Annotated in this window: 28 protein-coding genes and 2 tRNA genes; 19 read left to right on the top strand and 11 right to left on the bottom strand. The window is 45.2% G+C overall.

What is annotated here, in order from left to right:
* Positions 1–105: 105 nt before the first annotated feature.
* From Q8P13_03745 to Q8P13_03670, 16 genes are all read left to right on the top strand, one after another.
* Positions 106–181, top strand: a tRNA-Asp gene (locus tag Q8P13_03745).
* 122 nt (positions 182–303) lie between these two features.
* Complete coding sequence (pyrF, locus tag Q8P13_03740; protein ID MDP2671539.1) at positions 304–1,227, top strand: orotidine-5'-phosphate decarboxylase; 924 nt, start codon at positions 304–306, stop codon at positions 1,225–1,227.
* 37 nt (positions 1,228–1,264) lie between these two features.
* Entirely contained in the window at positions 1,265–1,897 is a 633-nt protein-coding gene (locus Q8P13_03735; protein MDP2671538.1) for a phosphoribosyltransferase family protein, read from the top strand.
* A 99-nt stretch (positions 1,898–1,996) separates the two neighbouring features.
* Positions 1,997–3,700 (top strand): DNA polymerase/3'-5' exonuclease PolX, encoded by a 1,704-nt coding sequence (polX, locus tag Q8P13_03730; protein MDP2671537.1) that lies wholly within the window; start codon positions 1,997–1,999, stop codon positions 3,698–3,700.
* Between the two features lie 25 nt (positions 3,701–3,725).
* Positions 3,726–4,277, top strand: coding sequence for a LemA family protein (locus Q8P13_03725; GenBank protein ID MDP2671536.1), 552 nt, complete (start codon positions 3,726–3,728; stop codon positions 4,275–4,277).
* A gap of 56 nt (positions 4,278–4,333) precedes the next feature.
* The gene (locus Q8P13_03720) at positions 4,334–5,272 is read left to right on the top strand and encodes a M48 family metalloprotease (protein MDP2671535.1); all 939 of its coding nucleotides are present in this window, start codon (positions 4,334–4,336) and stop codon (positions 5,270–5,272) included.
* Between the two features lies 1 nt (position 5,273).
* The gene (gatC, locus tag Q8P13_03715) at positions 5,274–5,564 is read left to right on the top strand and encodes an Asp-tRNA(Asn)/Glu-tRNA(Gln) amidotransferase subunit GatC (GenBank protein ID MDP2671534.1); all 291 of its coding nucleotides are present in this window, start codon (positions 5,274–5,276) and stop codon (positions 5,562–5,564) included.
* 1 nt (position 5,565) lies between these two features.
* On the top strand, positions 5,566–6,984 hold the full coding sequence (gene gatA, locus Q8P13_03710; GenBank protein ID MDP2671533.1) for an Asp-tRNA(Asn)/Glu-tRNA(Gln) amidotransferase subunit GatA: 1,419 nt from the start codon (positions 5,566–5,568) through the stop codon (positions 6,982–6,984).
* 4 nt (positions 6,985–6,988) lie between these two features.
* On the top strand, positions 6,989–7,390 hold the full coding sequence (locus Q8P13_03705) for a hypothetical protein (GenBank protein MDP2671532.1): 402 nt from the start codon (positions 6,989–6,991) through the stop codon (positions 7,388–7,390).
* Positions 7,387–8,847 carry an Asp-tRNA(Asn)/Glu-tRNA(Gln) amidotransferase subunit GatB gene (gene gatB / locus Q8P13_03700; protein MDP2671531.1) on the top strand — a complete coding sequence of 487 codons (1,461 nt, stop codon included), beginning with the start codon at positions 7,387–7,389 and terminating at the stop codon, positions 8,845–8,847. The genes Q8P13_03705 and gatB overlap by 4 nt, the downstream gene beginning before the upstream one ends.
* On the top strand, positions 8,848–10,641 hold the full coding sequence (locus Q8P13_03695; GenBank protein MDP2671530.1) for a DNA polymerase: 1,794 nt from the start codon (positions 8,848–8,850) through the stop codon (positions 10,639–10,641). It begins immediately after the preceding gene.
* 77 nt (positions 10,642–10,718) lie between these two features.
* A complete protein-coding gene (locus Q8P13_03690; GenBank protein ID MDP2671529.1) occupies positions 10,719–11,675 on the top strand; it encodes a CAP domain-containing protein in 957 nt (318 codons plus the stop codon).
* Positions 11,676–11,927, top strand: a complete 252-nt coding sequence (locus tag Q8P13_03685) for a hypothetical protein (protein MDP2671528.1) — start codon at positions 11,676–11,678, stop codon at positions 11,925–11,927.
* Positions 11,928–11,970: 43 nt separating this feature from the next.
* On the top strand, positions 11,971–12,267 hold the full coding sequence (gene rplS / locus Q8P13_03680) for a 50S ribosomal protein L19 (protein MDP2671527.1): 297 nt from the start codon (positions 11,971–11,973) through the stop codon (positions 12,265–12,267).
* A 4-nt stretch (positions 12,268–12,271) separates the two neighbouring features.
* Positions 12,272–12,919, top strand: coding sequence for a ribonuclease HII (locus Q8P13_03675; GenBank protein ID MDP2671526.1), 648 nt, complete (start codon positions 12,272–12,274; stop codon positions 12,917–12,919).
* Positions 12,906–13,268 carry a YraN family protein gene (locus Q8P13_03670; protein ID MDP2671525.1) on the top strand — a complete coding sequence of 121 codons (363 nt, stop codon included), beginning with the start codon at positions 12,906–12,908 and terminating at the stop codon, positions 13,266–13,268. The genes Q8P13_03675 and Q8P13_03670 overlap by 14 nt, the downstream gene beginning before the upstream one ends.
* On the opposite strand, the gene Q8P13_03665 is transcribed toward Q8P13_03670, so the two are convergent.
* Both Q8P13_03665 and Q8P13_03660 read right to left on the bottom strand, forming a co-directional pair.
* Complete coding sequence (locus Q8P13_03665) at positions 13,265–13,660, bottom strand: diacylglycerol kinase family protein (GenBank protein MDP2671524.1); 396 nt, start codon at positions 13,658–13,660, stop codon at positions 13,265–13,267. The two genes, Q8P13_03670 and Q8P13_03665, sit on opposite strands and share 4 nt — an antisense overlap.
* A 27-nt stretch (positions 13,661–13,687) precedes the next feature.
* Positions 13,688–14,641 carry a phosphatase PAP2 family protein gene (locus Q8P13_03660; GenBank protein MDP2671523.1) on the bottom strand — a complete coding sequence of 318 codons (954 nt, stop codon included), beginning with the start codon at positions 14,639–14,641 and terminating at the stop codon, positions 13,688–13,690.
* Positions 14,642–14,759: 118 nt separating this feature from the next.
* Between Q8P13_03660 and Q8P13_03655 the strand changes: the two genes are divergently transcribed.
* The gene (locus Q8P13_03655; GenBank protein MDP2671522.1) at positions 14,760–15,158 is read left to right on the top strand and encodes a hypothetical protein; all 399 of its coding nucleotides are present in this window, start codon (positions 14,760–14,762) and stop codon (positions 15,156–15,158) included.
* Positions 15,159–15,163: 5 nt separating this feature from the next.
* On the opposite strand, the gene Q8P13_03650 is transcribed toward Q8P13_03655, so the two are convergent.
* The 4 genes from Q8P13_03650 to Q8P13_03635 all read right to left on the bottom strand — a co-directional run bounded on the left by Q8P13_03650 (position 15,164) and on the right by Q8P13_03635 (position 17,386).
* Entirely contained in the window at positions 15,164–15,772 is a 609-nt protein-coding gene (locus tag Q8P13_03650) for a Type 1 glutamine amidotransferase-like domain-containing protein (GenBank protein ID MDP2671521.1), read from the bottom strand.
* Positions 15,769–16,059, bottom strand: a complete 291-nt coding sequence (locus tag Q8P13_03645; GenBank protein MDP2671520.1) for a Dabb family protein — start codon at positions 16,057–16,059, stop codon at positions 15,769–15,771. Before Q8P13_03645 ends, Q8P13_03650 begins: the two co-directional genes overlap by 4 nt.
* Position 16,060: 1 nt before the next feature.
* Complete coding sequence (locus Q8P13_03640; protein ID MDP2671519.1) at positions 16,061–16,609, bottom strand: hypothetical protein; 549 nt, start codon at positions 16,607–16,609, stop codon at positions 16,061–16,063.
* Between the two features lie 701 nt (positions 16,610–17,310).
* Positions 17,311–17,386: transfer RNA gene (locus tag Q8P13_03635), tRNA-Lys, on the bottom strand.
* Between the two features lie 223 nt (positions 17,387–17,609).
* On the opposite strand from Q8P13_03635, the gene Q8P13_03630 reads away from it, so the two are divergent.
* Positions 17,610–17,861, top strand: a complete 252-nt coding sequence (locus Q8P13_03630; GenBank protein MDP2671518.1) for a hypothetical protein — start codon at positions 17,610–17,612, stop codon at positions 17,859–17,861.
* On the opposite strand, the gene Q8P13_03625 is transcribed toward Q8P13_03630, so the two are convergent.
* The 4 genes from Q8P13_03625 to metK all read right to left on the bottom strand — a co-directional run bounded on the left by Q8P13_03625 (position 17,858) and on the right by metK (position 22,845).
* On the bottom strand, positions 17,858–20,086 hold the full coding sequence (locus Q8P13_03625; GenBank protein MDP2671517.1) for a PEP/pyruvate-binding domain-containing protein: 2,229 nt from the start codon (positions 20,084–20,086) through the stop codon (positions 17,858–17,860). The genes Q8P13_03630 and Q8P13_03625 overlap by 4 nt on opposite strands.
* A gap of 112 nt (positions 20,087–20,198) precedes the next feature.
* Positions 20,199–20,879 carry a hypothetical protein gene (locus Q8P13_03620; protein ID MDP2671516.1) on the bottom strand — a complete coding sequence of 227 codons (681 nt, stop codon included), beginning with the start codon at positions 20,877–20,879 and terminating at the stop codon, positions 20,199–20,201.
* Positions 20,880–20,917: 38 nt separating this feature from the next.
* The gene (locus Q8P13_03615; protein MDP2671515.1) at positions 20,918–21,583 is read right to left on the bottom strand and encodes a hypothetical protein; all 666 of its coding nucleotides are present in this window, start codon (positions 21,581–21,583) and stop codon (positions 20,918–20,920) included.
* A gap of 146 nt (positions 21,584–21,729) precedes the next feature.
* Positions 21,730–22,845, bottom strand: coding sequence for a methionine adenosyltransferase (metK, locus tag Q8P13_03610; protein MDP2671514.1), 1,116 nt, complete (start codon positions 22,843–22,845; stop codon positions 21,730–21,732).
* A 307-nt stretch (positions 22,846–23,152) separates the two neighbouring features.
* Between metK and Q8P13_03605 the strand changes: the two genes are divergently transcribed.
* The gene (locus tag Q8P13_03605; GenBank protein ID MDP2671513.1) at positions 23,153–25,171 is read left to right on the top strand and encodes a sodium-translocating pyrophosphatase; all 2,019 of its coding nucleotides are present in this window, start codon (positions 23,153–23,155) and stop codon (positions 25,169–25,171) included.
* A 115-nt stretch (positions 25,172–25,286) separates the two neighbouring features.
* Here the strand turns inward: Q8P13_03605 and Q8P13_03600 are convergent, their stop codons facing one another.
* The gene (locus Q8P13_03600; protein ID MDP2671512.1) at positions 25,287–25,832 is read right to left on the bottom strand and encodes an AAA family ATPase; all 546 of its coding nucleotides are present in this window, start codon (positions 25,830–25,832) and stop codon (positions 25,287–25,289) included.
* Positions 25,833–25,914 lie beyond the last annotated feature (82 nt).

The raw sequence follows: 25,914 nt of genomic DNA, 5'->3' as shown, positions 1-25,914 counted from the left end.
AGGCACCTTGCAAGGGCCTCTGGTGTAGCTCGTTTCGCACTCTGCACCAGTGAAGAGCTCGCCCGTTCGTTAAAAGTTTAAGAAAGTTTTGCCATTTAACTTAGTGGGCCCGTGGTGTAGCGGTTAACATGCCTCTCTGTCGAAGAGGAGATCGCCGGTTCGAACCCGGTCGGGCCCGCCATTTAAACAAATTTCCCCTCTTTTTTATCTCATAGTCTGTTTGTATAATCCTTTGTGAACACGACAACTGAATAGTTGATCGGTAGGCAGCTGCGTAAGCGGCTAGTAGGAGTTTGGAAGACAGTGAGTAGTTATCTTCAGAAACTGGCAGCCAAAGCGGAGGTTGGCAAACGTCTCTGTGTTGGGGTTGATCCTGACACGAAGAAGATCCCTGAGGGAGTCAGTGTTGGCGACTTCTGTCTCAGGATCGTCCGTGCGACTGTTCGTCACGCAGCAGTCTTCAAGGTCAACGTCGCCTTCTTCGAGGCCCTCGGAGAATCTGGTTGGCCAACGCTGAAGTCTGTTATCGACGAGATTCACCGCCTCGATTCAGAGATGCCAATTATCGGCGACGCCAAACGTGGCGACATCGGCAATACCAACAGGGCCTACGTCGAAGCCCTCTTCGGCCAGCTCGGTTTCGATGCCGTTACTCTCCACAACTACCTGGGGTGGAAGGGCGCGGGACAAGTCTTTACAGACTGCGATGACCGTGGCTTCTACGTGCTCTGCCGCACAACCAACCCAGGAGCGCCCGAATTCCAGGACCTACCCTGCATTCTCACCGGGGATTCTCTGATTTCAGGAGTCGAGCAGAAGATACCTGGTCAGCAGATCGTGCCACTCTATCAGGTGGTAGCTCACAAGGTTGCCACTGGGTGGAATGGTACCGGCAACTGTGGTCTAGTGGTCGGGGCGACCTATCCGGAGGAGTTGGCGCAGGTTCGCAAGATTGCACCACAACTGCCGTTCCTTATCCCTGGTGTCGGTGCGCAAGGAGGCGACCTTGAGAGAGCGGTCGAGGGCGCGTTCAGTACTGACCTACCTGCTGACTTCGTCGTCAATGTGAGCAGCGCTGTGCTCTACGCCTACCTGAGCGACCAGTTCAAGGCGGACCCGGCGAATTTCGCCGAGGCGGCAGCGCGGGCGGCGGAGTTCTACTCGTCGGAGATCGAGAGGATCAGAAGTGCCCACGCGGCTTTGGTATCTCTCGGTTCGTCGACCTGAGGAGGAGGCAACCTTGCCTTATTGAGGAGAGAGTGAAATGCCGATTCAGTGGGGAGTTGATGCTTTTGAAGTCGAGATGTTGCGGGAGAGCATTCAGAGGTTTGCGATTAGCCACCACGACAGTCCAATTCGCTTGACTGCGGTAGAAAGCAACTATTACTGCAACCTGCGACTGCTCAGTCTGCACCCAAACTTTGCCTCAAGCATTGGCAAACTGCTAGCCCCAGCGGTGATAAGGATGCGGCCAGACGCCGTCGGTGGTAAAGAGTCAGGGGCAATTCCAGTTACCGCCGCACTTACTGCTGCGGCTCGTGACATGGGTGCGGTCATTCCCAGCTTTTTCGTGCGTCGAGAGAGTAAAACCCACGGTCTTAAGGAAGAGAAGACGATCTCGGCTTCGGTGGCTGACGACGGCGGACCACTTTTGCGTCCCGGTTGTCGGGTCGTCTTGATCGAAGATACGGTCACAACCGCCTCTTCCTTGCTCTATACCGCAGAAATAGTACGAGGAGAAGGAGCTGAGGTGGTTGGTGTGGCTACTGTAGTTGAACGCCACGAGCGGGGAGGGGATAGAATCAGGGAGTCTGGGGTGCCTTTCGTGCGTTTGTTCTACACTGACGAGAATGGAGCTGTCCGTGTCGACGAAGAGCTCCATAAACGGGTGAGATAGGCAGGGGAAGGAGAGCCGCGTGGTCGTTACATGTTGCGCACAACAACTTGCGACGACTGCGCGGGATTTCCTCTTCAACTTTTGTTAAAATCAATTTAAATGTCCTACAATTTTTCCAACAAAGAAGTTGCTGATCTTTTTCGCAATATTTCTGCTGTCTATCAAATCAAAAATATGAATTCTTTCCAAATTCGGGCTTATGATTTGGCGGCTGATAGTGTGGAGCATACCAATTCTGAGATCAAGGACCTTTGGGAAACCGCTCAGCTCGATGATGTCCCAGGTTTGGGGAAAAGTTTGCGCGGCTATCTCAATGAACTTTTCAGTACGGGAAAAGTCAAGCACTTTGAGCAAGTTTCCAAAGGTGTTCCACCTAACCTCTTTGAGTTTCTAAAGATTCCGGGAGTTGGGCCAAAAACTGCGCTCAAAATAGCCGAAGCAAAGGTCGAAGACATCAATGATTTGGAAGAAAAAATTAAAAAAGACAAACTCGTGAAAGAGTTTAGCGGCAAATCCTTGGCCAACCTTCTTCGGGGAGTTGAGGAGTACAAACGCAAGAGTGATCGAATTCTTCTTCCGGTGGCCGGGGAAATAGCTAAGGGTGTCATCGAGCATTTGAAAAAACACTCTTCGGTAAAAGAGGCCCATACTCTCGGCAGTTTAAGACGTAGGCTAGCTACAGTTGGAGATATTGATATTTCGGTAGCCTCAAATAAACCAGAAGAAGTAGTTGCTCATTTTGCCAAAACACCAGGCATCTCCCATGTTGTTGAGGCAGGAGATAAAACTAGCACTATTGCTTTAAAAAACGGTATCCGAGTTGATCTCATGGTCCAACCACCTGAGCTTTATGGGAACCTTTTGCAGCACTTTACGGGTGGAAAAAATCACAATATAAAAGTGCGTTCCTTGGCTCTCAAAAAAGGCTACTCGGTTTCCGATAACGGTACGAAAGAGGTAAAAACCGGCGAACTGCACAAGTTCACCAAAGAAGAAGAAGTTTACCACTTGCTTGGAATGGACTACCCAGCTCCAGAACTGCGAGAAGATCAAGGTGAGATTGAAGCCGCGCTTGAACACAAACTGCCAAAATTAGTTGAATTGCAAGATATAAAAGGGGATTTACATAGCCACTCAACTTGGAGTGATGGTCGAGAAGTAATTGAAATTATGGCCAAAAAGGCCAAAGAACTAGGCAGAGAGTATCTGGTTATGTCAGATCATTCTTATCCAAATTTACTTGACTTTAAAAAACGTATTGAAGAAATAGAACAGGTAAATAGTTCAGTGAAAGGAATAAGAGTAATTTCTGGACTCGAAGTAAACATAAATGCTGATATGACGCTACAAGTTCCTGATTCAATTTTGGAGATGCATGAGGTCATTCTCGTTTCTATTCATTCTGCTTTTCGCCAATCCAAAGAAGAAATGACCGAAAGGATTATTACTGCTTTGGAGCACCCGCTGGTGAACATTCTCTGTCACCCAACTGCAAGAATGCTTCTCGAAAGGGAAGGAATCGAGGCTGAATGGGAAATAATTTTTAAAAAGGCGCAGGAGCTGGGAAAAATCATTGAAATCAACGCTTTTCCCAATCGTCTGGATCTTCCTGACAACCTAGTGAGGTTGGCTAAGGACAGCGGAGTCAAATTTTCAATTGATACCGATGCTCACCACAGCTCGCACTTAAACTTGATGGAATATGGAGTTTCTGTCGCTAGGCGCGGTTGGTGCGAAAAGGGAGACATCATAAACACCTTGTCACTACCTGAAATAAAGCGTATACTCAAAAGGATAAAATAGCTTAACTTCAATTAAGGAGGAAGAAATGCTAACTACGTACATAATTTTAGGGGTTTTAGTACTGGTTGTTGGTTTTCTTTGGATGACTTACAACAGCCTGATTGTAGCCAGAAACAGGGTTACTGAAAGCTATAGCGGTATTGATGTTCAGCTCAAAAGAAGAACAGACCTTATTCCTAATTTGCTTGAAACCGTGAAGGGTTACGCCAAGCACGAAAAGGAAGTTTTTGAAAATGTAACCAAAGCAAGAAGTGCTTTGATGAGTGCGGGTAATCCCAAAGAGGCAGGGGAAGCAAGCAACATGTTGACCGGAGCTTTGAAATCTCTTTTTGCCGTCGCTGAGGCTTACCCAGAACTAAAGGCCTCTGAGAATTTTAAAGAACTACAGCAAGAACTCTCAGACACAGAAACGAAAATTGCTGCCAGCCGACAGTTCTACAACGCTAATGTACTTGATTACAACACCAAGACACAAGTTTTCCCAACTGTCCTAATCGCCGGGGTCTTTGGATTTAAGACCACCGAATTCTTTGCAGCTTCTGAAGAAGAGAAGAAGCCTGTTGCAGTCAAGTTCTGAAATATAGATCTAAGAGGTTAAATTGCTGGCCAAATATACAGGGGCAGGTATAGATTATGGCTCAAATTCTGACCGCCTACAATCAAATTGATAACAACAAACGCAAAACTTGGGTTTTGATGCTTTTCTTTACCACTTTTGTGGTTGCTGTCGCTTTTGTATTGACTCGAGCTTTGGGCTATGACAACCCAACTGCCTTGGGCTTCACCGGAATCTTTTTAATCATCGCTGGGGTGATGAATTTTGCCTCCTACTACTGGTCGGACAAGATCATCCTAGCTCTTTCGGCGGCTACCCCGGTTGATGAGAAAAACAACCGCGAGCTTTATCGAGTGGTGGAAAACCTCTGCATTGCTGCCGGGCTGCCAAAACCGAAGATTTACACCATTGAGGACAGCGCTCCCAATGCCTTTGCAACTGGGAGGGATCCAAAGCATGCAGTGCTTTGTTTTACTACTGGAATTTTGCAAAAACTTGATAAGCTAGAACTTGAAGGTGTGGCGGCCCACGAGCTGTCTCACGTCGGCAACTATGACACCCGTTTGATGGCAGTAGTGACGATACTGGTCGGTTTGGTCGCTTTGCTTGCCGATGTCTTTTTCAGAATGACTTGGTTGGGTCAGCACCGAAACAACGATGAAAGAAACGGAGTCGGTGCTATCTTGTTTGTCGTCGGTATCATTTTGGCCCTTCTCTCCCCTCTAATCGCGCAAGTGATTCAACTGGCAATTTCCCGGCGTAGGGAGTTTTTGGCGGATAGTAGTGGGGTTTTGCTGACTCGCTATCCTGAGGGATTAGCCAAAGCCTTGCTCAAAATCTCTGGCGACAAAGAACCCCTTGAAGTGGCCAACAAAGGTACAGCCCATCTTTATATCGTCAACCCCTTGAAGGGTGGTCACGGTGGGGGAGTCGGTTGGTTTGCCAGTTTGTTCAACACCCATCCACCGATCGAAGAAAGAGTCAAAGCTCTACGAGCAATGGAGGTAGGCCAGTAAAATGGAAAAAATTAGTCAAGAAGATGTAAAACACGTAGCTAAACTGGCTAGTCTTTCCCTTTCGGAAAAAGAAATTGAGCTTTACACCCAGCAACTCTCCGAAGTGATTGATTACAATATGGGTGAGTTAAAAAAGGTAGACACGAACAAGATAGAACCGATAACCAATATAACCGGCTTAGAGGATATTTTAGCTGAAGATGAGGTGGAGCCTGGTTTAACCCAAGAAGAAGCTTTAGCAAACTCCAAGGAGACCCACAACGGCTTTTTCAAAGTAAAAGCGGTACTTTAGAATGAGTAATTTAACCAATTTGACAATCAAACAAGTCGAAGAAGGTTTAAACAAAAGAGACTTCACCTCGTTGGAAATCACCAAAGACCATCTGGAAAAAATTTCCAAGCTCGATAAAAAAATTGGGGCTTATTTGACTGTTAGCGAGGAGCTGGCCCTAGAACAAGCCAAAAAGGCAGACCAACTTCGCAAGGATAAGGGTCTAGTTTGTTGGTTAACCGGTGTTCCAGCTGCAGTCAAAGACATCATCAGTACCAAGGGTATCCGGACCACTGCTGCCTCCAAAATTCTTGAAGACTATATTCCGGTTTACAACTCAACTGCTTACGCACGACTGGAGCAAGTGCACGCAGTTTTGCTTGGAAAAACAAATTTGGATGAGTTTGCCATGGGTGGTTCAACCGAAAACTCAGCTTTGGGTAAAACAGTCAATCCTTGGGATTTTGAGAAAGTTCCAGGAGGGTCAAGTGGAGGCTCGGCGGCGGCTGTTGCAACAGAGCAGGCAGTTTTTGCGCTTGGGACAGACACCGGTGGTAGTATTCGTCAGCCAGCATCGTTTTGTAACTTGGTTGGGCTTAAACCAACCTACGGACGAGTGAGCCGATATGGAGTCCTAGCAATGGCTTCTTCGCTCGACCAAGTGGGACCAATCACGAAAACTGTTGAGGATGCAGCACTGGTGCTAAACATAATCGGTGGTTATGACAAGTACGATTCAACAAGCGCGAAAAAACAACTACCTGATTTCAGCAAAAATCTTGCTTCCTCAATTAAAGGTTTGAAAGTGGGTGTTCCAAAAGAATTTTTCGGGGAGGGTTTGCAGACTGAAGTAAAAAATGTCGTTGAGTCGGCTTTGAAAAAAATAGAAAAATTGGGCGCTGATCTAGTGGAAGTTAGTCTACCTGCAACTAAGGAAGCGATTGGAATTTATTATTTGATCATGCCTTCTGAGGTCAGTGCCAACATGGCTCGTTACGACGGAATTCGTTTTGGAAAAGGGCGAGAGAATTTTGGTCCGGAAGTAAAGCGCCGGATTATGCTCGGAACTTATGCCCTTTCCTCGGGTTATTATGATGCCTATTATCTCAAAGCTGCCAAAGTGCGTCGAGTCCTTTTTGAGCAGTTCCAAGAAGTTTTCAAAAAGGTTGACATCATTGCAGGCCCGACTAGCCCGGTTTTGCCGTTTAAATTTGGAGAGAGAAGCCACGACCCGCTGAGTATGTATCTGGCCGATATCTACACTGTAACCGCGAATTTAGTTGGAATTCCAGCCCTTTCAGTCCCAGCCGGCTTTACCTCTGGCCTGCCGGTAGGTTTACAGCTGCAGGCGGCCCACTGGGAAGAGGAAAAAATACTGAAACTGGCTCACGCCTTTGAACAAGAAACAGCTTATTACAAACAAAAGCCGGAGCTTGAATAAAAAAATGGGATTTTTTGATTTTCTGAAATCAAAAGCGGCAGTTGTAAAAAGAGGCTATTTGTCAACCTATGATCAAGAGGTTCTCAAGGGTCGGTGGAAGAACATTGAAGATCTTTTAGCGGCCAACAACCCTTCTTCGAGAAGACAAGCTGTCCTCGAAGCTGATAAAGTTCTTGATTATGCTCTCGACCGCCTCTATCCGGGACTAACTGCGACCGGCGAAAGGTTGAAGCTCGCGCGCGAGATTTTTAAATACAAACGTGAGATATACGACCAAGTTTGGTTTGCGCACAAAGTGCGTAACGAAATGGTTCACAACCTGAATTTTGAAATGCCAGTAGTTGAGGCAGCTGCAACCGCGGAAAAGATCAAAGCTGGGTTGCTTGTCCTTGGAGCGTCTCTATGAAGGAATACGATATTGTCATTGGTTTGGAAACACATGTTCAGCTCAAAACAGAGTCGAAGATGTTTTGTCGAACTTCGGCACAGTACTTTGGAAATACTCCCAACAGCCACACTTGTCCGGTTTGTTTGGGTCTTCCGGGTGCGTTGCCAGTCATCAATGAAAAGGCAATTGAGAGCGCAGTAAAAATTGGTTTGGCCCTCAATTGTCAGATCAATCTCTTAAGCAGGTTTGACCGCAAGAACTATTTTTATCCAGACCTTGCTAAAGGTTTTCAAATTTCTCAACTCGAGTTGCCCATCTCCATCAATGGTTGGTTTCTTGTTAACAACAAAAAAATTCGCATTAACCGAGCTCATATGGAAGAAGACACCGGTAAACTGACCCATGCGACTGTTGATGGGGAAAAAGCAAGTTTGGTCGATTTCAACCGTTGTGGAGTGCCGCTGCTTGAGATTGTGACTGAGCCAGATCTATCTTCACCGGAGGAAGCAAAACTTTATGCGAAAACATTGCATCAGACCCTGCGCTATTTGGGAGTAGCTGATGCCGATATGGAAAAAGCAGGCATGCGCTTCGATGCCAATATTTCCTTGCGCCCAAAAGGGCAAAAAGAATACGGGACAAAAGTCGAAATCAAGAACATAAACTCCTTTAGTTATTTGGAGAAAGCCCTCTTCTTTGAGATTTCAAGGCAGCTGAAACTGCTTGAAAAAGGAGAAAAAATAAGTCAAGAAACACGGGGTTGGGACGAGACAAGCGGTGAAACTAAATCCCAGCGCAGCAAAGAAGGTTCCCCTGACTACCGCTATTTTCCCGAACCAGATTTGCCACCGCTTACCTTTTCAAAAGATTATGTAGAAAAAATTCGTCGCCAACTGCCTGAGATGCCGGCAGAAAAAAAAGCACGCTTTGTCGAGGCTTACGCTTTGTCTGACTACGACGCGAGTCTGCTGACGGAGAGTTTTGAGCAGGCAGATTGGTTTGAGCAAGCGGTTAAAGACTATGCACGGGCTAATAAAGAGGAGAAAATAGAATCCAGTCGAGCCAAGATTGTTGCTAATTGGATGAATGGGGAAATAGCTAGGAACTTGAAAAATTCAGGGAAAGACCTTTCCTCAATCAGTTTCGAGCCGGCCGCTCTTGTCGAACTACTCTTCATGATTGATAATGGAAGTATCACTGCCGCCTCTGCCAAAGAGGTTTTGGAAAAAATGTTTGTCAGCGGCGAGATGCCCAGAAAGATCGTTGAAGAGGAAGATCTGTCTACCCTGGGTAATAAAGAAGAGCTTGCAGATATCGTTGTCTCAACATTGAAAACAAACCAAAAAGCAGTTGACGATTTTAAAGCTGGAAAAACTGCGAGTTTTAGCTTTTTGCTAGGCCAAGTGATGAGGCAAGCTAAAGGAAAAGCAGACCCGGGTTTAGCAGCGGAGCTCTTAAAAGAAAAGCTGTCCTAAATGGAAACTCTGACCGAAACTAAATTTGATTTTATTAAAACCCAAGAAGAGCTGCTGAAAATCATCCCGGAACTCGAGAAGCAGCAAGTCATTGGTTTGGATACGGAAGGAACTTTGCTCGACCCTTTTCGTTCTAAGTTGTTACTCGTACAAATCGCTACACCGGAGCACGCTTACGTAATTGATTGTTCCAAAGTCGATCTTTCCCCGCTAAAAACCGTGCTCGAAGCAGATCGGCCCTTGAAACTCGCACAAAACGCCAAGTTTGACTACGCTATGTTGAAAGTCCAATCCGGAATTAGCCTAGGCCTGATGTTTGATACGATGCTGGCCGAGCGCATTTTGACCAACGGTGTTTCTCGGGAGATTTCTTTGAAGACTCTGGCTGAAAAATACGCTGGTGTCAAACTCGACAAAACGATCAGAGAAAGTTTTATTGATCCAGCCAACCCCTCTCTAAGAGGTAATTTTTCAGGAGAACAGCTTCTTTACGCGGCGCGAGATGCCCAAATTCTCCACGAAATTTTTCGTAAGCAAACCAAAGCACTCCAGCAGGAAGATCTGATTGAAACTGCAAAACTGGAGTTTAGTGTCATTCCAGTAGTAGCGGAAATGGAATTGAGAGGCTCACTCATTGATCAGAAAAAATGGCGCGCCCATATCGCCGAGCTTGAGGAAAAAAGAGACAAGATCAACAAAGAAATCCAGGACGAGTTGCGCCATCTCAGCCCTTATTCTCAAGTTGATCTTTTTGGTAATGTTGAGGATACAGTCAACCTGGATAGCCCGATACAGCTCTTGGCGATTTTCAAAAAAATCGGGGTTGATCTTCCCAATACTTCGGATGCAACTTTGCAGAAAACCGCCCACCCTTTGGCAAAAAAGATTCGCGAGTATCGAGCTCACGAAAAATTGATCACTGCCTTTGGAGAATCGATTCTAGAGAAAATTAACCCCGTCACCAACCGTCTTCACCCTGATTTCATTCAGCTGGGAGCTGACACTGGTCGATTTGCTTGCAACAACCCAAACCTCCAACAAATACCAGCTGATAGTGGCTTCAGAAGCTGTTTTATCGCCACTGAAGGTTACAAATTGATTACAGCCGATTACTCACAAATTGAATTGAGAATCATGGCCGAGGTCAGCGAGGACCCGGTTTTTTTGGAGGCTTTTCGTAAAGACGTCGACCTTCACACTCTGACCGCCTCCCAAATGTTTCGTATTCCTCAGGACCAAGTTGATAAGGACAAGAGATTCCAAGCTAAATCAATCAATTTCGGTCTGATGTACGGACGAGGACCGGCTTCCTTGAGTAGCCAAATTGGTCTCTCGGTGGATGAGTCAAAAAAACTTCTTGATGTTTATTTTAGTACCTACAAAGGAGTCAAGCGTTGGATGGATCGGGTTGGTCGAGAGTCAATTCGAGTTGGCTACGTCCGAACCCTTGGGGGAAGAAAACGACGGTTTACTCTTCCCGACAAAACCGATCCGGAGTATCAAAGACTTCTTGGTTCGATTGAGCGACAGGGAAAAAATACCCCAATTCAAGGAACCAGTGCCGATATTACCAAATACGCTTTGGTCTACATGTACAAAGAAATTAAGGACAGAAAGCTTGATGCCTACATGATTCACACGGTGCATGATGAAATTGTCGTTGAGGCTAGGGAAGACATTGTTGATGAGGTGGCAAAGATAGTTGAAGAGAAAATGGTTGAAGGTGGGCAAAAACTCCTCAAAGAAGTTCCTATCAAAGTCGATATTCACATTTCCGATTGTTGGGAAAAATAACTAAGTTGACCGACCCAAGCCTGTTTTACTGCGCAGAAACGATTGCCTCTCGCCCTTATTAAACTTATAATAAACGTATGCTTGCCTGGAGAAGAAAAAAATTTGGGTTTGGTGAAACTTTAGCTCAACTGCTTATCCCACACCAGCGCAACGAGAACCACCCTTTGCTGATCCGTCACTTCTCTTTATTTCTAGCTACAGGTCTCGTGGTTGGAACTCAGTTTCTGTCCAATTTAAGTGCGGGTGAAATTCGCGTTTTGGGCTTTGCCACCAATATTTACCAAAATGAAGTTATTAGTTTGACCAACGAGCAGAGAATAAGCAACGGAGTCAGAGGCTTGAAAGAAAGCGCCCTGCTAGACCAAGCCGCCCAAAAAAAAGCGGCGGATATGTTTGCAAAAGATTACTGGGCTCATTTTGCTCCCGACGGAACTTCCCCTTGGCATTTTTTTGATATTGTCGGCTACAAATACAGTGCAGCCGGGGAAAATCTCGCCCGTGATTTTCAAACCTCAGAAGGTGTTGTCCAAGGCTGGATGAATAGTCCTTCACACAAAGAAAATTTGCTCAACAAAAATTACACTGAAATTGGAGTTGCGGTGGTTAATGGAAGTTTGCAAGGAGAACAAACTACCTTGGTGGTTCAACTCTTCGCCCGTTCAACCGCTGTCAGTTCTTCAACTGGCTCTGGAGAAGTAATACCGAAAGCTACTCCTCAGTCAGTTTCTGACAAAGTGATTTTAAACAACAAAAATTCTGGCAAAGTGAAAGAAAGCACTGCCGCCGCTGTCACCAAGGTTTCTGGATCTTTCAGCGCTGGAGTCGGGGTTTTGCAAAAACTAGATGGTCTTCCCTGGGCGGCGAAAGCTGAGCTCCTCCTTTTGTTCAGCCTTTTTAGTGTCTTTCTGGTTGATTCCTTTATTATCTATCGCAAGGGAGTGAGACGTTCTGGTAGCCATTCTCTGGTTCATGCTATTGTTATTGGGATATTGATCGTCAGTATTTTGGTGACTTCGAAAGGAAAATTAATTTAGATGTCAAAAAGAGTCGTCCAATACAGTTTTTTGACAATTTCAATCCTTGGGCTTTTGGTGGCTGCCTACATTGTTCCGGCCAGAGCCTTAAAATCAGTTCTGATTATTGCAATTTCAGCCCTCTACTTTGCTTTTGGAATTTTTCATCACCTTGAGGAAAGAAATTTAAATTCGAAAATAATTTGGGAATATCTCGCCTTAAGTCTTTTGGTTTTTGTAGTTCTTTTCTCGCTCTTGGTTGGCGGAGTTTAGATTTGACAAAAATCTACCCCTAGCTTAGAATAGGCAACCGAATATGGAACAAACACAGTTTGCAGTCGGCAATCGTATCCGAGTCGACGCCAAAGTTAAAGAGGGTGGCAAAGAAAGAATTCAAAGTTTTGAAGGAACTGTCATCTCAATGCGCGGTGAAGGTAATTCCAAGACCTTTACGGTCCGAAAAATTGCTAGCGATGGAGTTGGTGTCGAAAGAATTTGGCCGGTCGGGAGCCCAACAATCGCCAAAATCACCGTCAAGAAAACACCAAAAGTAAAAAGAGCTAAACTTTTTTATCTGCGCAAGCTGACTGGAAAAGCCGCACTAGGAGTCTAATTTTATGCCCGGAGCTGCGAATTGGCAGCACGAACAATCTCTTTGGGAAAAAGGTTTTGAATTTGTTGCTGGTGTGGATGAAGTGGGACGTGGTGCTTGGGCTGGACCAGTTGTCAGTGCAGCGGTTGTTTTCCCCAAATTTTGTCAATTCCCCAGAGAACTTTTTGATTCAAAAATTATTAATTCCAAACTTCGAGAGGAGCTCGCCAAAGAAATTTATGCCAGTGCAGCGGCAACAGCCATTGGGGTTGTCGAAGTTGACTACATCAACCGTTTTGGAATTGGCAAAGCCGCCCAAAAATCCTTCCGTCTCTCAGTCCAGTCGTTAAAGGTTGTCCCTGATTTTTTTCTGGTCGATGCTTTTTATATCAAGCGGATTCGAAAAGAAAAACAGTTGCCGATTATTCATGGGGACAGGCTTTCAGCTTCAATTGCTGCTGCTTCGATCATTGCCAAAGTTTACCGTGACCGCTTGTTGAGAAAACTCCACAGAAGTTTTCCAGACTACGGTTTTGGGAAAAACAAAGGTTATGGGACCAAATTCCACCAAGAGGCTCTCCAAAAACACTCCCTTTCCTCGGTTCACCGTCTTAGTTTCGACCTCAGGGCCTATTTATCAGAACCAGAGCTATCTGCCAATGTCCAAAACTAGCACAGGCAAATTCGCTGAGGATCTGGCAAGCAAATTTCTTACGAAGAAGGGTTACAAAGTGATCGCGCGCAATTTTCACTCCCGTTTTGGAGAAATCGATATTGTTGCTAGCAAAGAAGATTGCCTTGTTTTTGTTGAAGTCAAGGCGCGTTGGAGTGCAGAATTTGGTTTGCCGGAAGAGGCGGTGGGAAAAAGGAAGCTTTCCTCAATCATCAAAACCGCGGAGTATTTTCGAGCTCTCCACCCCGGACTACCAGAGTCTGAAAGAATAGATGTAGTCGCCATGGAGTTTGCGGCAGAGAACAAAGTCAAACGAGTAGAAATACTGGAAAACGTTTCCGAGTTCTAAAGGCTGCAGAGCAAAGTCCAAAAGTGGGGCCAAAAAAGAAAAGCGCCAATGAAGGCAGCAAAAACGGCAATGATCAGTACAGCGGCGGCGGCCAAGTCCTTGGCAATTTTTGCTTTGGGGTGAAGGCGAGTGACCGAAAGGTCAACTAATGTTTCCAAAACAGTGTTGGCAATTTCGGCGGTTAAAACTAGCCCAATGGTCAAAAGAAGAATGATCCACTCGACTCGGTCAAAGTCAAACAAGAGGGCGAGAAGAATAGTCAACAATCCCAAAATGGACTGCAAGCGAAAGTTTCTCTGAGTTGTGAAGACATGAATCAGACCAGCGACCGCGAAACGGATGCTGTTGAAGTGTTTGGCAGGAGCGTGATCTTCTATCACAGTTTCAATCATAACAAAATTTTGGCTAATAGTTAAATTTCAAGTCTGAGCTTTGCTAGTCTCGGCTCTTGTTTCGTTTTTTAGTACCCTTAGCTTAGACAGTAAGTAGTCTTTCTTTGTGACAAGCAAAAAGACGATCAGGGCGTAGAGCGCTCCAAAGATAACGTCAATGACGTAGTGCTCTCCGAGGTAAACTACCGCAAACCAAACGGTCGCTACATAGGGGACAGTCAAAAGGGCGGAGAGGCGAAATTTACGCACAAAGAAAAGAGCGATTAAAATTGGGTAGGCAGCGTGTAACGAAGGCATGGCGGCGACCTCATCGCCTCGGAAAAGCTTGTAAACGGTTGGTAGAGCAATAGGGTTGGCGAGGTTGGCGATAGTGGCGTCCATAATTTTTTCCAAGGGGGGTAGGTAGCCTTGGTTGGCAGCCAGCCAAGGTGGCATGGCTGGATAGAGTACATAGGTGATAAAACCAGCGAAAGAAAGAATGATCAGTGCCCAAGTAAACTCCCGGAAGGTTTTTTTATCAAGCAGCCAAAAAACAAAGGCTGTTACCATGGGCATGATGAAGTGGGACATGTAGAGAATGATCGCCACAAAGTCGTACCATTGTGGCTGGCCCGGGTAGAAAAGAAGCTCTTGGAGTCTGATCGTGGGTAAAAAACCAAAGATAAATTTGTCAGCTTGGATCATTTCAGTGATGTGAACGTTTTTGTTGAGAATCGGGGCGAGGCCACGCAGGGCCTCATAGCCAAGAAAGAGGAGAACGAAAGGCACCCAATCTTTGACAAACTGACCAAATTTTCCCAAAATAAGCGCTGCTACCACCGCTGCAATCAGAAATTGATCCGGGGAAAACCACATGCGATGCCAAAGCATGAAAAGGCTCAGAGCCACAAGATAAATGATGCAGATCAGATAGAGGAATTTGTTGCTTTCGCTTTCTTCTGAAAAACCTAAAATGCGGACCAGTTTCGGTGCTAGCTTCATTCACCTAAGTTTAGCCGAAAGCTTTCTTGGTTGTCTAGTTGAGCGGCTGATAATTAAAATGCTAGAATGGCAGCTTTTTACTTCTTGTTAATAAATATATAAATCTTACAATCCCTTTATGAAACCAATAAAACAGGAAGACGACTTTGGTTGTGGCGTAGCTTGTGTTGCCTCAATCTTAGAAATTGGTTATCAAAGTGCTTTAAGTCTGTTTAGAGAGGGTGAGAAAAAGTCTCAGAACACAGGTTTCTATTGTCGTGAAATCGTTGAAGTACTCGCAAACCAAGGGTTGAGGTACGAATACAATTACATCAAACCCAAACTAAGAAAGAGAATTTACAAGGAAGGGGAAATGGTCTTTCTGAGAAGGTCTAAGAAATACCCTGAAGGACATTATTTATGTAGAATGGGGAAAAGATGGATGGATCCTTGGCTTAACTTTCCAGTTGATAAACGAGAAGCTGGGTTTAGACAGAGACTACCAGAAAAACCTATATATTTGCTTTACCCACTTTAGGGACTTCATACGATCCTATGGTTCCCACCCTCCACAACAACTGCTTCTTGATCAGTTAGCTTGATCAAATCGTATTTTCCTGAATATTTTTCCATTATTTCTTCATATTTTGATATGTACTTCTTGTTGCCAAAATGAGGCAGGGCAACAAAGTCTACTAGTCCAAAACCTTTTGTTGAATCTAATTTGGCTTTGCTGGGATCATCCATCCACGCTACTGGTTCAATGTCTGGTCCTACTAGCACAGACCCTGCACTCGATCCAATATAGATAACCCCTTTTTCAACAAACTCTTTTACAACCTCATCAAAACCTGATTCTCTAGCCTTTTCAAGCAGGTAGAAAGTATTTCCACCACAGACAAAAATTATACCGGCATTACCCATTTCTTCTCTCAAGTTACCTTCACCTTTTTTCTTCAAATCTACCTCCTGCACTAAGTAACCTCTCTCTTCCAGTGCTTTTCTATCAACATCAACAAACCATTTGTCCTCATATGGGTCAGCAGCAGTGGGAATAAAGGCTACCGTTGTTTTCTCAAGGGAATCGTGAAATGCATCAACAAATTTATCTGCTGATTCAGCAAAAACTGAGGCTAAGAAAAGTCTTTTCATACTTCAAAATCGATTCCTATAGAATCATCCTCTAAAGAATCTAGTTTGTCTGCTATTGGTTTGTGGTCAGGGTGAGCTCGATAGGTATCAATATCTTCCCTGCTAGCAAATTTTACCACGATTGCATGAGTGAAACCTTTGGAGTGTTTAGAAAAGTTTTCCCCAGCAAAGATCTCAACAACTTGAGGAATCTTGTCCTTCAATGATCTAACTTCAACCATTGCATGATTAATGTCTTCGTTAGAAATTTCTGGTTTGAATTTGAACAAAGCTATATGAATTATCATTTTATAGTTTAGTGTGTTCAGAAAGTTTAACCCTGACTGCTTCTGACATCTTTTCAGTGCTAACGTAAGCAAGAACATCAACGTCCGGATCAAAAAGTTCAATCATATCCAAATCAGGTCTTTCAAAAACTCTAGCTCCTTTCATTTTCTTACCAGCAAGTAGTTCTCCTTTTGGTTTTTTGTACTCTTCTGGCTCCAAATAGAAATCAACATCTCCTACGTGATGGCGATAGGGGTCTGGTTTTCGAATATAAAGATGGGTGTAAGTAGTTTCTGGAACATCATCTTGTGCTGGAATAACGATTGGTTTTAGTAAAGTGAAGTACTTTTGGTTTGGATTATCGGAGGGTTTTGTTAAGTCTTTTCTAATCTTTATCAGAGCTTCATATTCATCGTCATAGTGACAAAACACACCAATGTTACCAGCGTTATTTGGAAGGTAATAGCCGAAGGATTGTTTTGAAAGTTTGTGAGCCTCAAAATGAATGTGTTTAATTGCTTCAAATAGTTTTTCTAATTTTTTAATCGGGCTGAATCGATAAAGTTTCATATTTCGAATTTTACACCAAAAGTGCTAGAATGGCAGCTTTTTGACAAAACTGTGCTCTTGGGGTAAACTCCAAACAATGAATTTAAACTTAAACATCAAGAAAAGCAAGACATCCAACTAAGTTGGCGGTCTTGTCGTGCCTTGGTTTAAGTTTCTTCCCCAATTATTTTTCCCAAATCAAAACAACAAAGACATCATTAGGCTCGCCAACCTGAGGTGAGTTTAGTGGTGAAAGGACAGAAGATGAAATTGGTAAGGGCGGTCGCGTTTGGGTTTATGTTGTCTAGCTCGGCAGATACAGCCTACAAAGCACTTGTACCTAAATTTAGTAAGAGCGAGGTGAAGTTATACCACCTTTTCTACAGAGGTACTCATATAGTTGTAGCTGTTACTTCTCCACTCTCAAATTCTATGTCCGGGGAGCAGATTGGAGTTGTCACTACTGCATGCAGCGAGGGTTGGTCCTACAAAATCAACCCAATTCTGGAAAGGGCATTAGGGGAGATTAATGTTATTCAAAGCTCACGCCCTTTGACCTAAGAGACCGCTATTAATAGGCGTTCAGCAATGGGCGCCTTTTTCTTTTGCTTACTATATCAATATAAATCGGATTTGGTGAGCCCGCTGGGATCTTGGCCTCTTGCCAATTTATTAAAAACGAACCCAGAACGACTGTCTTGTTTCCGAAGGAAAGAAGATCCTGGTGAGCCTCCTGGGACTCGAACCCAGAACACGCGGCTTAAAAGGCCGCTGCTCTACCAATTGAGCTAGAGGCCCAACAGGATCCTCCTTCAAAGGCCGCTACTCTTCCAGGAATTTCTTAACGCTAGAATCAATCTTAGCTAAAATTCCTCTCAAAAGACAAGCAGTTGGCTTTCTCGCCAATTGAGCTAGAGGCCCACGCAAATTTGCATGATAACAAATCGAGGCTAAAGTTGCAATCTATTCTTCAGGAAATTTGATTGACAGCCAACCAAGAAAGATGGTAAGTTTTTAGCCCATGGAAGAACAAACTCCTTCGCTTTCTCCAAGTTCAGATACCGACCAAGCAGTTCTAGCAACTGAAAAAAAATCCGACGAAAATCAGGGCAAGACCGGGCTTTTGGTAGCAATTTTAGCTGTCCTGCTGATTCTTTTTGGTCTTGGGTTTATCTTTTTCCGATCAAGTGGTGGGGAGGAAAACAGACAAGCAAACAGCACTCAAAGCTCGACTCCTAGACAAGCCACATCTTCCTCGCCCACAGAGCACTAGTTTTTTCCCGTGACAATTTTCTTTTCAGCTTTAGTCAAAAGTGAAGCCGCCTGGTTCAGGTAAGGGTGCGGCACGGAAACAGCCGAGACTCCGGCTCGGACGAGGGTTTCCAAGATTTCCTCGTTCAGCTCTCCGGCTTGAAGAATAGCCGAAGCAAAGAGCTTTCTTTTGCGGGTTTCTTTGATCAATCTAGCTAAAGAATCGAGCACCGCCGGGCTAGTTTTTGAACCCGGTGAAGTGGTCTTACCCAAAATCAAAGAAGCAAGATCAGCTACATCAACAACAAGGCCATCAATACCGGTTTCCAAGAATTGATCGATGAGAACCGTGTTGGCGGGAACTTCCGCGATCATCAGCAAGCGGAAAGAGCCAGAACGAGGTAAACCAATGCCGGAAACTTGTTTTTTGATTTTTTCCATTTCTTCAACGCTGCGAACTAGAGGAATCGCGAGCCAAAGGTTTTTAAAGCCCAGACCATTGCGTACCTCCTTGATTGCTTCAAGCTCAAGTTCAAAGTGCTCTGGATGAGCTAGAAAATAGGCAGCTCCTTGGGGAGAGCTCTCAGAAGCTTGCTCTTTGGGACTACCGCGAAGAGCCTGCAAATCCTCGAGAGTAAATTCACTGGCTCGGTAGATCACCGGCCGAGGGGAAAAAGCTGCCGCGAGTTTGCCGATCTGGTTTGCGAGAGCGCGAACAAACTTTTTCTCTCCCTTTTCTCTCAGAACCAGCTGGGGATGAGTACCGATCTGCGTCCAAATTGGCTCGGCGCGCAGTAAACCAACTCCGTCGAAGTTTTGTTGGGCCAGTTCCTGCGCAAGTTGTGGCTCTCCGGTACTAACAAAAATTTTGGTGAGCCGACGGTGTTCTGGGACTGTCTGTGCTCGGGTGGGAAGACTGCGCCGGGACTCCCTAGCCCAAGCACCTTTCAGTACTTTTCCTTCTCCACCATCAAGAGTAACGACTTGTCCAGCGTAGTTTTCCGCTACTTCTCCAACCAGAGTTGGTTTGCCCAGATTTCTTAAAGAAGCGCTAAAGGCTTTTTCTGGAAGTTTGCTGACTACCAAGCCAGCAGCCTTGCGAAGTAGAGGAGAGTATTTGTTCGAGTACTCTTTGAGAAAAACTATATCCCCATTTTTTACTTTGCTCAGGTTTGGTTTGGTACTAGTCAATTTCGAGCTTAAAAATTTAATTGGTCCCGTTGCAATTCCTGGATAGAGACCCCTTCCTTTGGCGAGAACTTGTAGAGAATTTTCCAGAAGTAAGCGGGCGGAGTTGAAGTTTATCTTCTCTGTTTCCTCTAAAGGCTGGGTACTGTCGATCATTAGGTTGTCGTCAACCAAAAACCAGTGGATTTTTTGGGGAGAAAGAAAGTGGTTCTCTATTTTTACTGCGTCTTTGCACAGCTTTTGAATGAGGCGATCCTCAAGTTTTTGTTGGCTAGAAAAGACTAAAGGTACTGGCAGTTTTTTGACACTATCCCTCACAGGAATGAGTTGAATTTTTTGCTGACCAATGGTTTTTCGGACAATGGCCAAGGTTTTTTTGTCAACCAAGTAAGTGTCTGCCTCATCGACTCTTTTGTGAAGGTCCGTATCCAAACCCCAGAGGGCGGTGAGGGAAACAAGGTTGCCGAGAGAAGTTTGCCTTGTTTTGATCGTCCCCGAGGCATCGGCGGCGGCGAGGGCTTGAAAAACTAAGCTTGGGGTCAGAGTTGCAAAGTCAACTTCCTTGCTTTTGGCAAGAAAAATAACTTTTGGGTCAAAGACGTCCGCCCAAGAAGATTTTAATTCTTTGATAAAGACGTTTAGACTTCTGGCGGTGAAAAATTTTTCCTTTTCTTCAAAAAAACTGGCAACAGCTTCATTGTTTGTACTCAAAGAAAGAAAAAATTGGCTTGAGACAGGAGAAAACGAAGAAAAGACGCTTTTGAGCTTTTCCTCCAAATCAGTTGGTAGTTGGGAAGCCAAAAGAGCCTTTTTAAAAATTAGAGAAGCGCTTTCGAGTTCATGATGGTGGTGAAAGTCCAGAGATTTAAAAAGGCTTTCAAATTTTTCGTAAAGATTGTTATTTTTGAGGAGATCAAAAAAAGCTTCTGAAGCAATGACAAAGCCAGAGGGAGTTTTTAGACCTTGCCTGGACAGTTCACCCAAACGTGCGGCCTTGAACCCAACCTCAGGGGAGTCTTCTTTTTCAAGTTGATGCAAAAGGAGCAGGTTTTTATACATAGGGCCTCCTTATCAGGACAGAGGCGGACAGATAATCGTGCATTTTCAGCAAGAATTTTACTTCATAAAGAAGCCCCAGTACAAGAGAGAATTACTTTGCTTTCTTGCCCTTTTACTTCTTTTCCTGAAAGCTCTTTCGTATTGTCTCTAAGACACCGGCAGCGGTATCTTTTCCACCGAGACCAAAGGCCAGACCACCCGCAATTGCTAGCATAGCAACAAAGCCGGTGAAAAGGATTTTGATCAAGTCGGGAGCGACACCAAGCTGAGTGAGGGCGGCTAGGACCGCAAAGACCAAAATTGAGGTCTGAGCGACTTGACCGATCACGCCCGAGAGTTGAGTTCCGACCCCAGTTGCAGTCGCTGTCACGAAATCTCGTGCCAGTTTTGCAGCTACTGCTCCAACAGCAACGATGATCACGGCGACCACAACGTTGGGGATGTAGAGAAGCAACTGACTGAGAACTTCATTGACCGCCCCAAGTCCTAGCTGATCGACAGCTGGAATCAAGAAAATCAGAATCGTAAACCAGCGCAGAAGTTCTGCCAAAAGTTTACTGACTGAAAGAGTCGCGTCTGCCCGTTTCAGGGCTTCGGGAATGCCGGTGTTGTGCAGCCAACGCTCGAAGTTGATAACCTCGAGAATTCTCAAAAGAGCGTTCTTCAAGATTGCAGCCACAATCACTCCAATGATGAAGATGACAATCGCTGCGATCAGGTTCGGTAAGAAACGAGCTGTTGCTCGCAATGAGTCGGTGATTGCATCAACGACCGCTGTACTTACCTCTTGCATAGTCCTCCTTGATAATTTCTAACACAGTAATTCTTCTCCTATTTGGCTCGATCCATGAATTTCTTGATCAATTCCGCGGCTGTATCTTTACCAGCCAATCCAAAGGCAAGAGCCGTCGCAGCAAAGCCAGCCAAAACAAAGAATCTGATCAGATCAGCGCCCAAGCCAAGCTGCTGTAAAGCCCCAAGTAGAGCAAAGACGATGACTGCTAAAGCAGCAACGTCAGCAATGAGATGGGAGGGGTTTTTGTCTACCAAAACACCCGCGACCATGACTAAGCGATGAATGAACCAAGAGATGACAAAACCAACGACCAAGAACAAGCTAGCAACGACCACGTTTGGCAAGTAACCCATGACTGCTGAGAGTACACTTTGTCCACCGGCAATTCCTAGCGCATCGATGGCTGGAAGCAAGAAGACAATGACTGATAGCCAGCGAAGCAACTCTCCGACAAAGGAAGTTAGATCGACTCCGTCATGAGCCTTGGTCAGTTTTTGGTAAGCGTCCCAACCAGAAAGACTTCTTTCGAGACTGACTGCCTTACTGATTTCTTCCCAAACTCTTTTTAGTATTGAGCCAATAATTAGTCCGATGGCGAAGATGACGATTGCCGCGACGATGTTGGATAAAGTTGGTCCGAGACCATTGAAGAAGTTGTTGATTGAGTCTTGAGTGAGGTTAATGTAGTCTTGTAGTGTCACAATTAATCACCCCCTATCCAGCCTTCATAATCTTGTTAAAAGAATATTCTTCACGAGGTGATGATCTTTTCATAGTTTTAGGGAGCAGGAAAAGCATTGACTATCAGTCTTTTCTAAAAAAGTCTACTACTAAAAAGTTTCGTTTGTCAATTCTTTTTCTTGGGAAAAGTTTTTTCCCAGCTGAAGTGGTCCCGGCCAAAATGACCGTAGGAGGCGGTTTTTTGGTAGATCGGCTTTCGTAAATCAAGTTTAGTCAAAATATGAGGCACGGCCAAATCAAGCAAATTCCAGGCAAAATCTTCAATCAGCTTTAAACTTTTCTTTTCGGTCCCGAAAGTCTCAATTGCTTTAGCCACTGGTTGGGCTTGGCCAATGACATAGGCGACTTGGACTTCGACCTGATCAGCAAGATTCTCAGCAACAATGTTTTTGGCCAAAAAGCGCGCTGCATAGGCTCCGGAACGGTCGACTTTGGTTGGATCCTTACCACTAAACGCGCCCCCACCAGCTCGAGCAAAACCGCCATAAGTATCAATGACAATTTTGCGCCCAGTCAAACCAGTATCGGAAGCTGGTCCCGGACTAGTCCAAGGCCCAGCACCATTGATAATGACAGCGCTCTGGTCAACCCTGAACTTGAACTTTTCAAGGCTTGGAACGACAAGTTCTTTGAAGAGATCGGCGGCAAGTTCTTTTTCGGCAATTTCTTTTTTATGCGCTACGGCAAGAACGACTCGCTCAACTGCGGTTGGTTTCAACCCTTCATAGCGAATGGTGACTTCGCTTTTACCATCTGGCAAAAGATAGGGTAAGGTTCCCTTTTTTCTTAGAGAGTCGAGGTTCTCAGTTAGTTTGTGTGCCAAGATGATTGGAGTCGGCATCAGCTCTGGGGTTTCATTGTTGGCAAAGCCAAACATCATACCTTGATCTCCGGCACCATCCTGATCAACCCCATGAGAAATTTCTTTAGACTGCTCGTGGATGTAAACTTCTACTTCTGCCTGATCGGAAAAGCCAAGTTCTGGATCAGTATAGCCCAAATCGCGAACCACTTTTCGAGCCAGGGCTTCATAGTCAAGTTTTTTGCTGGTTGTAACTTCGCCAGCGAGAACGATGCGGTTGGTAGTGACCAAAGTTTCGACGGCGACTCTTGAGCTAGGATCGTTTTTGAGAGCCGCGTCAACAATGGCATCGGAGACCTGATCACAAATTTTGTCTGGGTGTCCAGCGGCAACTGATTCAGAAGTAAAAAGTTTGTACATTTAATAATCCTCCTTAAAAGCCAAGATTATAAAAACAAAAAAAACACTTTCCCGAAAGAAAGTGTCAAAAAAGACAGTTCCCTTGCGGGCGTATCGTTTTGGCACCCTACCTGTGGGGTTGCCGTCCTTCGACTTCGCCAAGTCAGACTTGGCTTCGCTCAGGAGCTCTTGATACAGACGCTTGCGCGTCTTTCTACATTATTAATAATTGCTTAGGATCTTGTCAACGTGTGTATTTTTCGATAAACTACCAGCCAATCTGCCAATTAAAGTTATTTTACAATTTAGTTAGCTACAGCAAAAGTTTATGAACAACCCTTTACTTTGGATTCTGGCTAGCGGAGGCGCTGCCATCCTTTACGGACTGGTTCTGGTCAGTTTGGTTTTAAGACTTTCGGCCGGGGACAAAAAAATGCAGGAGATCGCTACTGCGATTCAAGAAGGAGCTTCTGCTTACTTAAACCGACAATATAGAGTAGTTGGCGCGGTCGGTCTGCTGATTTTCCTCATTATTTGGTGGAAACTGGGAATGGTGACTGGAATTGGTTTTCTGGTCGGAGCAGTCGCTTCTGCCGCAGCGGGCTTTATCGGTATGAATGTGGCAGTGCGAGCTAATGTCAGAACTGCTGAAGCCGCCAAAAAAGGACTTGCTTCGGCACTCGATACTGCTTTCAAAGGTGGAGCCGTGACCGGACTTTTTGTCGTCGGTTTGGCCCTGCTTTCTGTGGCTGGATTTTATTATTTCACCCATGATGTCAAAGCTCTCATCGGTCTTGGGTTTGGTTCTTCTTTAATCTCTGTTTTTGCTCGCCTGGGTGGTGGAATTTTTACCAAAGGAGCTGATGTCGGAGCTGATCTAGTTGGAAAAGTCGAAGCCGGAATTCCGGAGGATGATCCGCGCAATCCGGCGGTAATTGCCGACAATGTCGGGGATAATGTCGGAGATGATGCGGGGATGGCGGCTGATCTTTTTGAAACTTATGCAGTGACTTCAATTGCCGCGATGTTGCTTGGCTCACTTGTTTTTCCTGGTAACACAAGTGTGGTTCTTTACCCACTCGCCTTGGGAGCAGTTTCAATAATTGCCTCAATTATTGGTACGTTGTTCGTTCGGCTTTCCGGGACTGGGATAATGCGAGCGTTGTACCAAGGATTAATTGTTTCTGGAATACTAGCTGCGATTGGTTTTTGGTGGGTGACGAACAATTTCTTTGCGAATAAAGTGTACGCTCTTTCTACGGATTCAGTGATCGGTCCAGACCCACAAAGCCTTTTTTATGCTTCTCTCATTGGCTTGATTGTGACCCTAGGAATGGTAGTTATTACCGAATACTACACCTCCAAAGGTTTTCCTTCAGTAAAATCAATCGCGAGAGCTTCAACCACTGGACACGGGACCAATGTCATCGCTGGTCTAGCTGTCTCAATGAAATCAACACTGGCGCCAATTTTACTTATTGCCGCCGCTATTCTTGTTTCCTTTAATCTCGCTGGTCTCTACGGGATTGCCATTGCGGCAGTGAGCATGCTGTCTATGACCGGTATTGTGGTGGCAATTGATGCCTTTGGACCGATTACCGACAATGCTGGTGGTATCGCCGAGATGGCAGGTTTGCCCGCTTCAGTCCGAGCGGTGACCGATCCACTGGACGCAGTTGGCAACACTACCAAAGCTGTCACCAAAGGTTATGCGATTGCTTCAGCGGGGTTAGCCGCTCTCGTTTTGTTTGCAGCTTACTCAGAAGAGTTGCTGGCTGCCGGTCGTACGGTTACTTTCACTATTTCCGATCCAAAAGTTCTCGTCGGACTTTTCATTGGCGGAGCCCTACCTTACTTTTTTGCTGCTCTCGCAATGGAGGCGGTTGGCAAAGCGGCTGGTAGTGTGGTCACTGAAGTGCGCCGCCAATTCAAAGAAATCAAAGGGATCATGGAAGGGAGTGCTAAACCAGATTACGCTCGGGCAGTTGCTATCGTGACTGCGGCAGCTCAAAAAGAAATGATCGTCCCCGCGCTAATTCCAGTCGTGGCCCCAGTACTGGTCGGCTACTTTCTGGGAGCAGCAGCGCTTGGAGGGTTGCTCGTTGGAACTTTAATTACTGGAGTTTTCGTCGCCGTCTCGATGACAAACGGAGGAGCCGCCTGGGACAATGCCAAGAAATACATCGAAGAAGGGCAGTACGGTGGAAAAGGCTCGGAAGCCCACAAAGCCGCGGTCACCGGAGATACAGTTGGAGACCCCTATAAAGATACGGCGGGTCCGGCAATTAACCCAATGATTAAGGTTATCAACATCGTTGCTTTACTCCTCGTACCCTTTCTTAAATAGCCGTATCTTTGCGTCGCTAGGGCGACTTAAAGACACCGCTGGACCGGCAATTAACCCAATGATTAAGGTTATCAACATCGTTGCACTCCTTTTGGTACCTTTTCTAAAGTAATTACTACCAATCTTTTTTCACGTAGTGAAAATTCTTTAGGGTAATCGCGAGAGTCTCGGCGGGAGAGTTTTTTCCAGTATCAATCACCAAATCATAAAATTTCGGATCTTCGTAGGGCTCATCACTGTAGAGTTTTTTGAATTTTGCGTACAAACCTTGTCTTCTTTTCTCAATCGTTTCTGGGGTTTCTTCGTGAGTGTGTTTTCTCTTCAGCATCCTCTCTGTAGCAATCTGTCGATCACAAAGCAACAAGATCTTGAAAACGCTTGGCTCATCTCGTGTAAACCAACCAGCGTAGTGAGTATCAAGAACTAGGTGCTCCCCAGTTTTTAATCTTTCGGTCATTTCCGCATCCACTTTTTTGTCGACCTCATCAGGAACAGATTCTTTGTCCCAGAGAGGAATGCTGTTTTTGATTGCGTAATCACGAAAAAAACTTCCCGCCGATTCAAACTCCCAGCCAAGTTCTTTGGCTAGAGCCTTGGCTAGGGTAGTAGTTCCAGCGCCAACGTCTCCGGCAACAACAATATTTTTGTAAGGTTCTTTCATTGAGTAATTATAGCAGGCTAGAGGAGACGGTTAAATATCTTATAGTACTTGATTTTTACGATCGAAATTGCTATACTATAGG

The sequence above is a fragment of the bacterium genome, from assembly GCA_030704665.1.
Taxonomy (GTDB): Bacteria; Patescibacteriota; Microgenomatia; order Woykebacterales; family RBG-16-39-9b; genus JAUYID01.
The sequence above is the reverse complement of the archived record's forward strand: the minus strand, read 5'-3'. Positions and strand labels throughout refer to the sequence as shown.

Bases quoted from the DNA above. Each gene is read 5' to 3' on its own strand.
- Q8P13_03660 (MDP2671523.1), bottom strand. From the start codon at position 14,641: ATGAAGCTAGCACCGAAACTGGTCCGCATTTTAGGTTTTTCAGAAGAA.
- metK (MDP2671514.1), bottom strand. From the start codon at position 22,845: ATGTACAAACTTTTTACTTCTGAATCAGTTGCCGCTGGACACCCAGAC.
- Q8P13_03705 (MDP2671532.1), top strand. From the start codon at position 6,989: ATGGGATTTTTTGATTTTCTGAAATCAAAAGCGGCAGTTGTAAAAAGA.
- rplS (MDP2671527.1), top strand. From the start codon at position 11,971: ATGGAACAAACACAGTTTGCAGTCGGCAATCGTATCCGAGTCGACGCC.
- gatA (MDP2671533.1), top strand. From the start codon at position 5,566: ATGAGTAATTTAACCAATTTGACAATCAAACAAGTCGAAGAAGGTTTA.
- Q8P13_03645 (MDP2671520.1), bottom strand. From the start codon at position 16,059: ATGATAATTCATATAGCTTTGTTCAAATTCAAACCAGAAATTTCTAAC.
- Q8P13_03735 (MDP2671538.1), top strand. From the start codon at position 1,265: ATGCCGATTCAGTGGGGAGTTGATGCTTTTGAAGTCGAGATGTTGCGG.
- Q8P13_03605 (MDP2671513.1), top strand. From the start codon at position 23,153: ATGAACAACCCTTTACTTTGGATTCTGGCTAGCGGAGGCGCTGCCATC.
- Q8P13_03630 (MDP2671518.1), top strand. From the start codon at position 17,610: ATGGAAGAACAAACTCCTTCGCTTTCTCCAAGTTCAGATACCGACCAA.
- Q8P13_03625 (MDP2671517.1), bottom strand. From the start codon at position 20,086: ATGTATAAAAACCTGCTCCTTTTGCATCAACTTGAAAAAGAAGACTCC.
- Q8P13_03685 (MDP2671528.1), top strand. From the start codon at position 11,676: ATGTCAAAAAGAGTCGTCCAATACAGTTTTTTGACAATTTCAATCCTT.
- gatB (MDP2671531.1), top strand. From the start codon at position 7,387: ATGAAGGAATACGATATTGTCATTGGTTTGGAAACACATGTTCAGCTC.
- Q8P13_03695 (MDP2671530.1), top strand. From the start codon at position 8,848: ATGGAAACTCTGACCGAAACTAAATTTGATTTTATTAAAACCCAAGAA.
- Q8P13_03690 (MDP2671529.1), top strand. From the start codon at position 10,719: ATGCTTGCCTGGAGAAGAAAAAAATTTGGGTTTGGTGAAACTTTAGCT.
- Q8P13_03640 (MDP2671519.1), bottom strand. From the start codon at position 16,609: ATGAAACTTTATCGATTCAGCCCGATTAAAAAATTAGAAAAACTATTT.
- Q8P13_03670 (MDP2671525.1), top strand. From the start codon at position 12,906: ATGTCCAAAACTAGCACAGGCAAATTCGCTGAGGATCTGGCAAGCAAA.
- Q8P13_03725 (MDP2671536.1), top strand. From the start codon at position 3,726: ATGCTAACTACGTACATAATTTTAGGGGTTTTAGTACTGGTTGTTGGT.
- Q8P13_03720 (MDP2671535.1), top strand. From the start codon at position 4,334: ATGGCTCAAATTCTGACCGCCTACAATCAAATTGATAACAACAAACGC.
- Q8P13_03620 (MDP2671516.1), bottom strand. From the start codon at position 20,879: ATGCAAGAGGTAAGTACAGCGGTCGTTGATGCAATCACCGACTCATTG.
- Q8P13_03675 (MDP2671526.1), top strand. From the start codon at position 12,272: ATGCCCGGAGCTGCGAATTGGCAGCACGAACAATCTCTTTGGGAAAAA.
- gatC (MDP2671534.1), top strand. From the start codon at position 5,274: ATGGAAAAAATTAGTCAAGAAGATGTAAAACACGTAGCTAAACTGGCT.
- Q8P13_03600 (MDP2671512.1), bottom strand. From the start codon at position 25,832: ATGAAAGAACCTTACAAAAATATTGTTGTTGCCGGAGACGTTGGCGCT.
- Q8P13_03665 (MDP2671524.1), bottom strand. From the start codon at position 13,660: ATGATTGAAACTGTGATAGAAGATCACGCTCCTGCCAAACACTTCAAC.
- Q8P13_03655 (MDP2671522.1), top strand. From the start codon at position 14,760: ATGAAACCAATAAAACAGGAAGACGACTTTGGTTGTGGCGTAGCTTGT.
- polX (MDP2671537.1), top strand. From the start codon at position 1,997: ATGTCCTACAATTTTTCCAACAAAGAAGTTGCTGATCTTTTTCGCAAT.
- Q8P13_03650 (MDP2671521.1), bottom strand. From the start codon at position 15,772: ATGAAAAGACTTTTCTTAGCCTCAGTTTTTGCTGAATCAGCAGATAAA.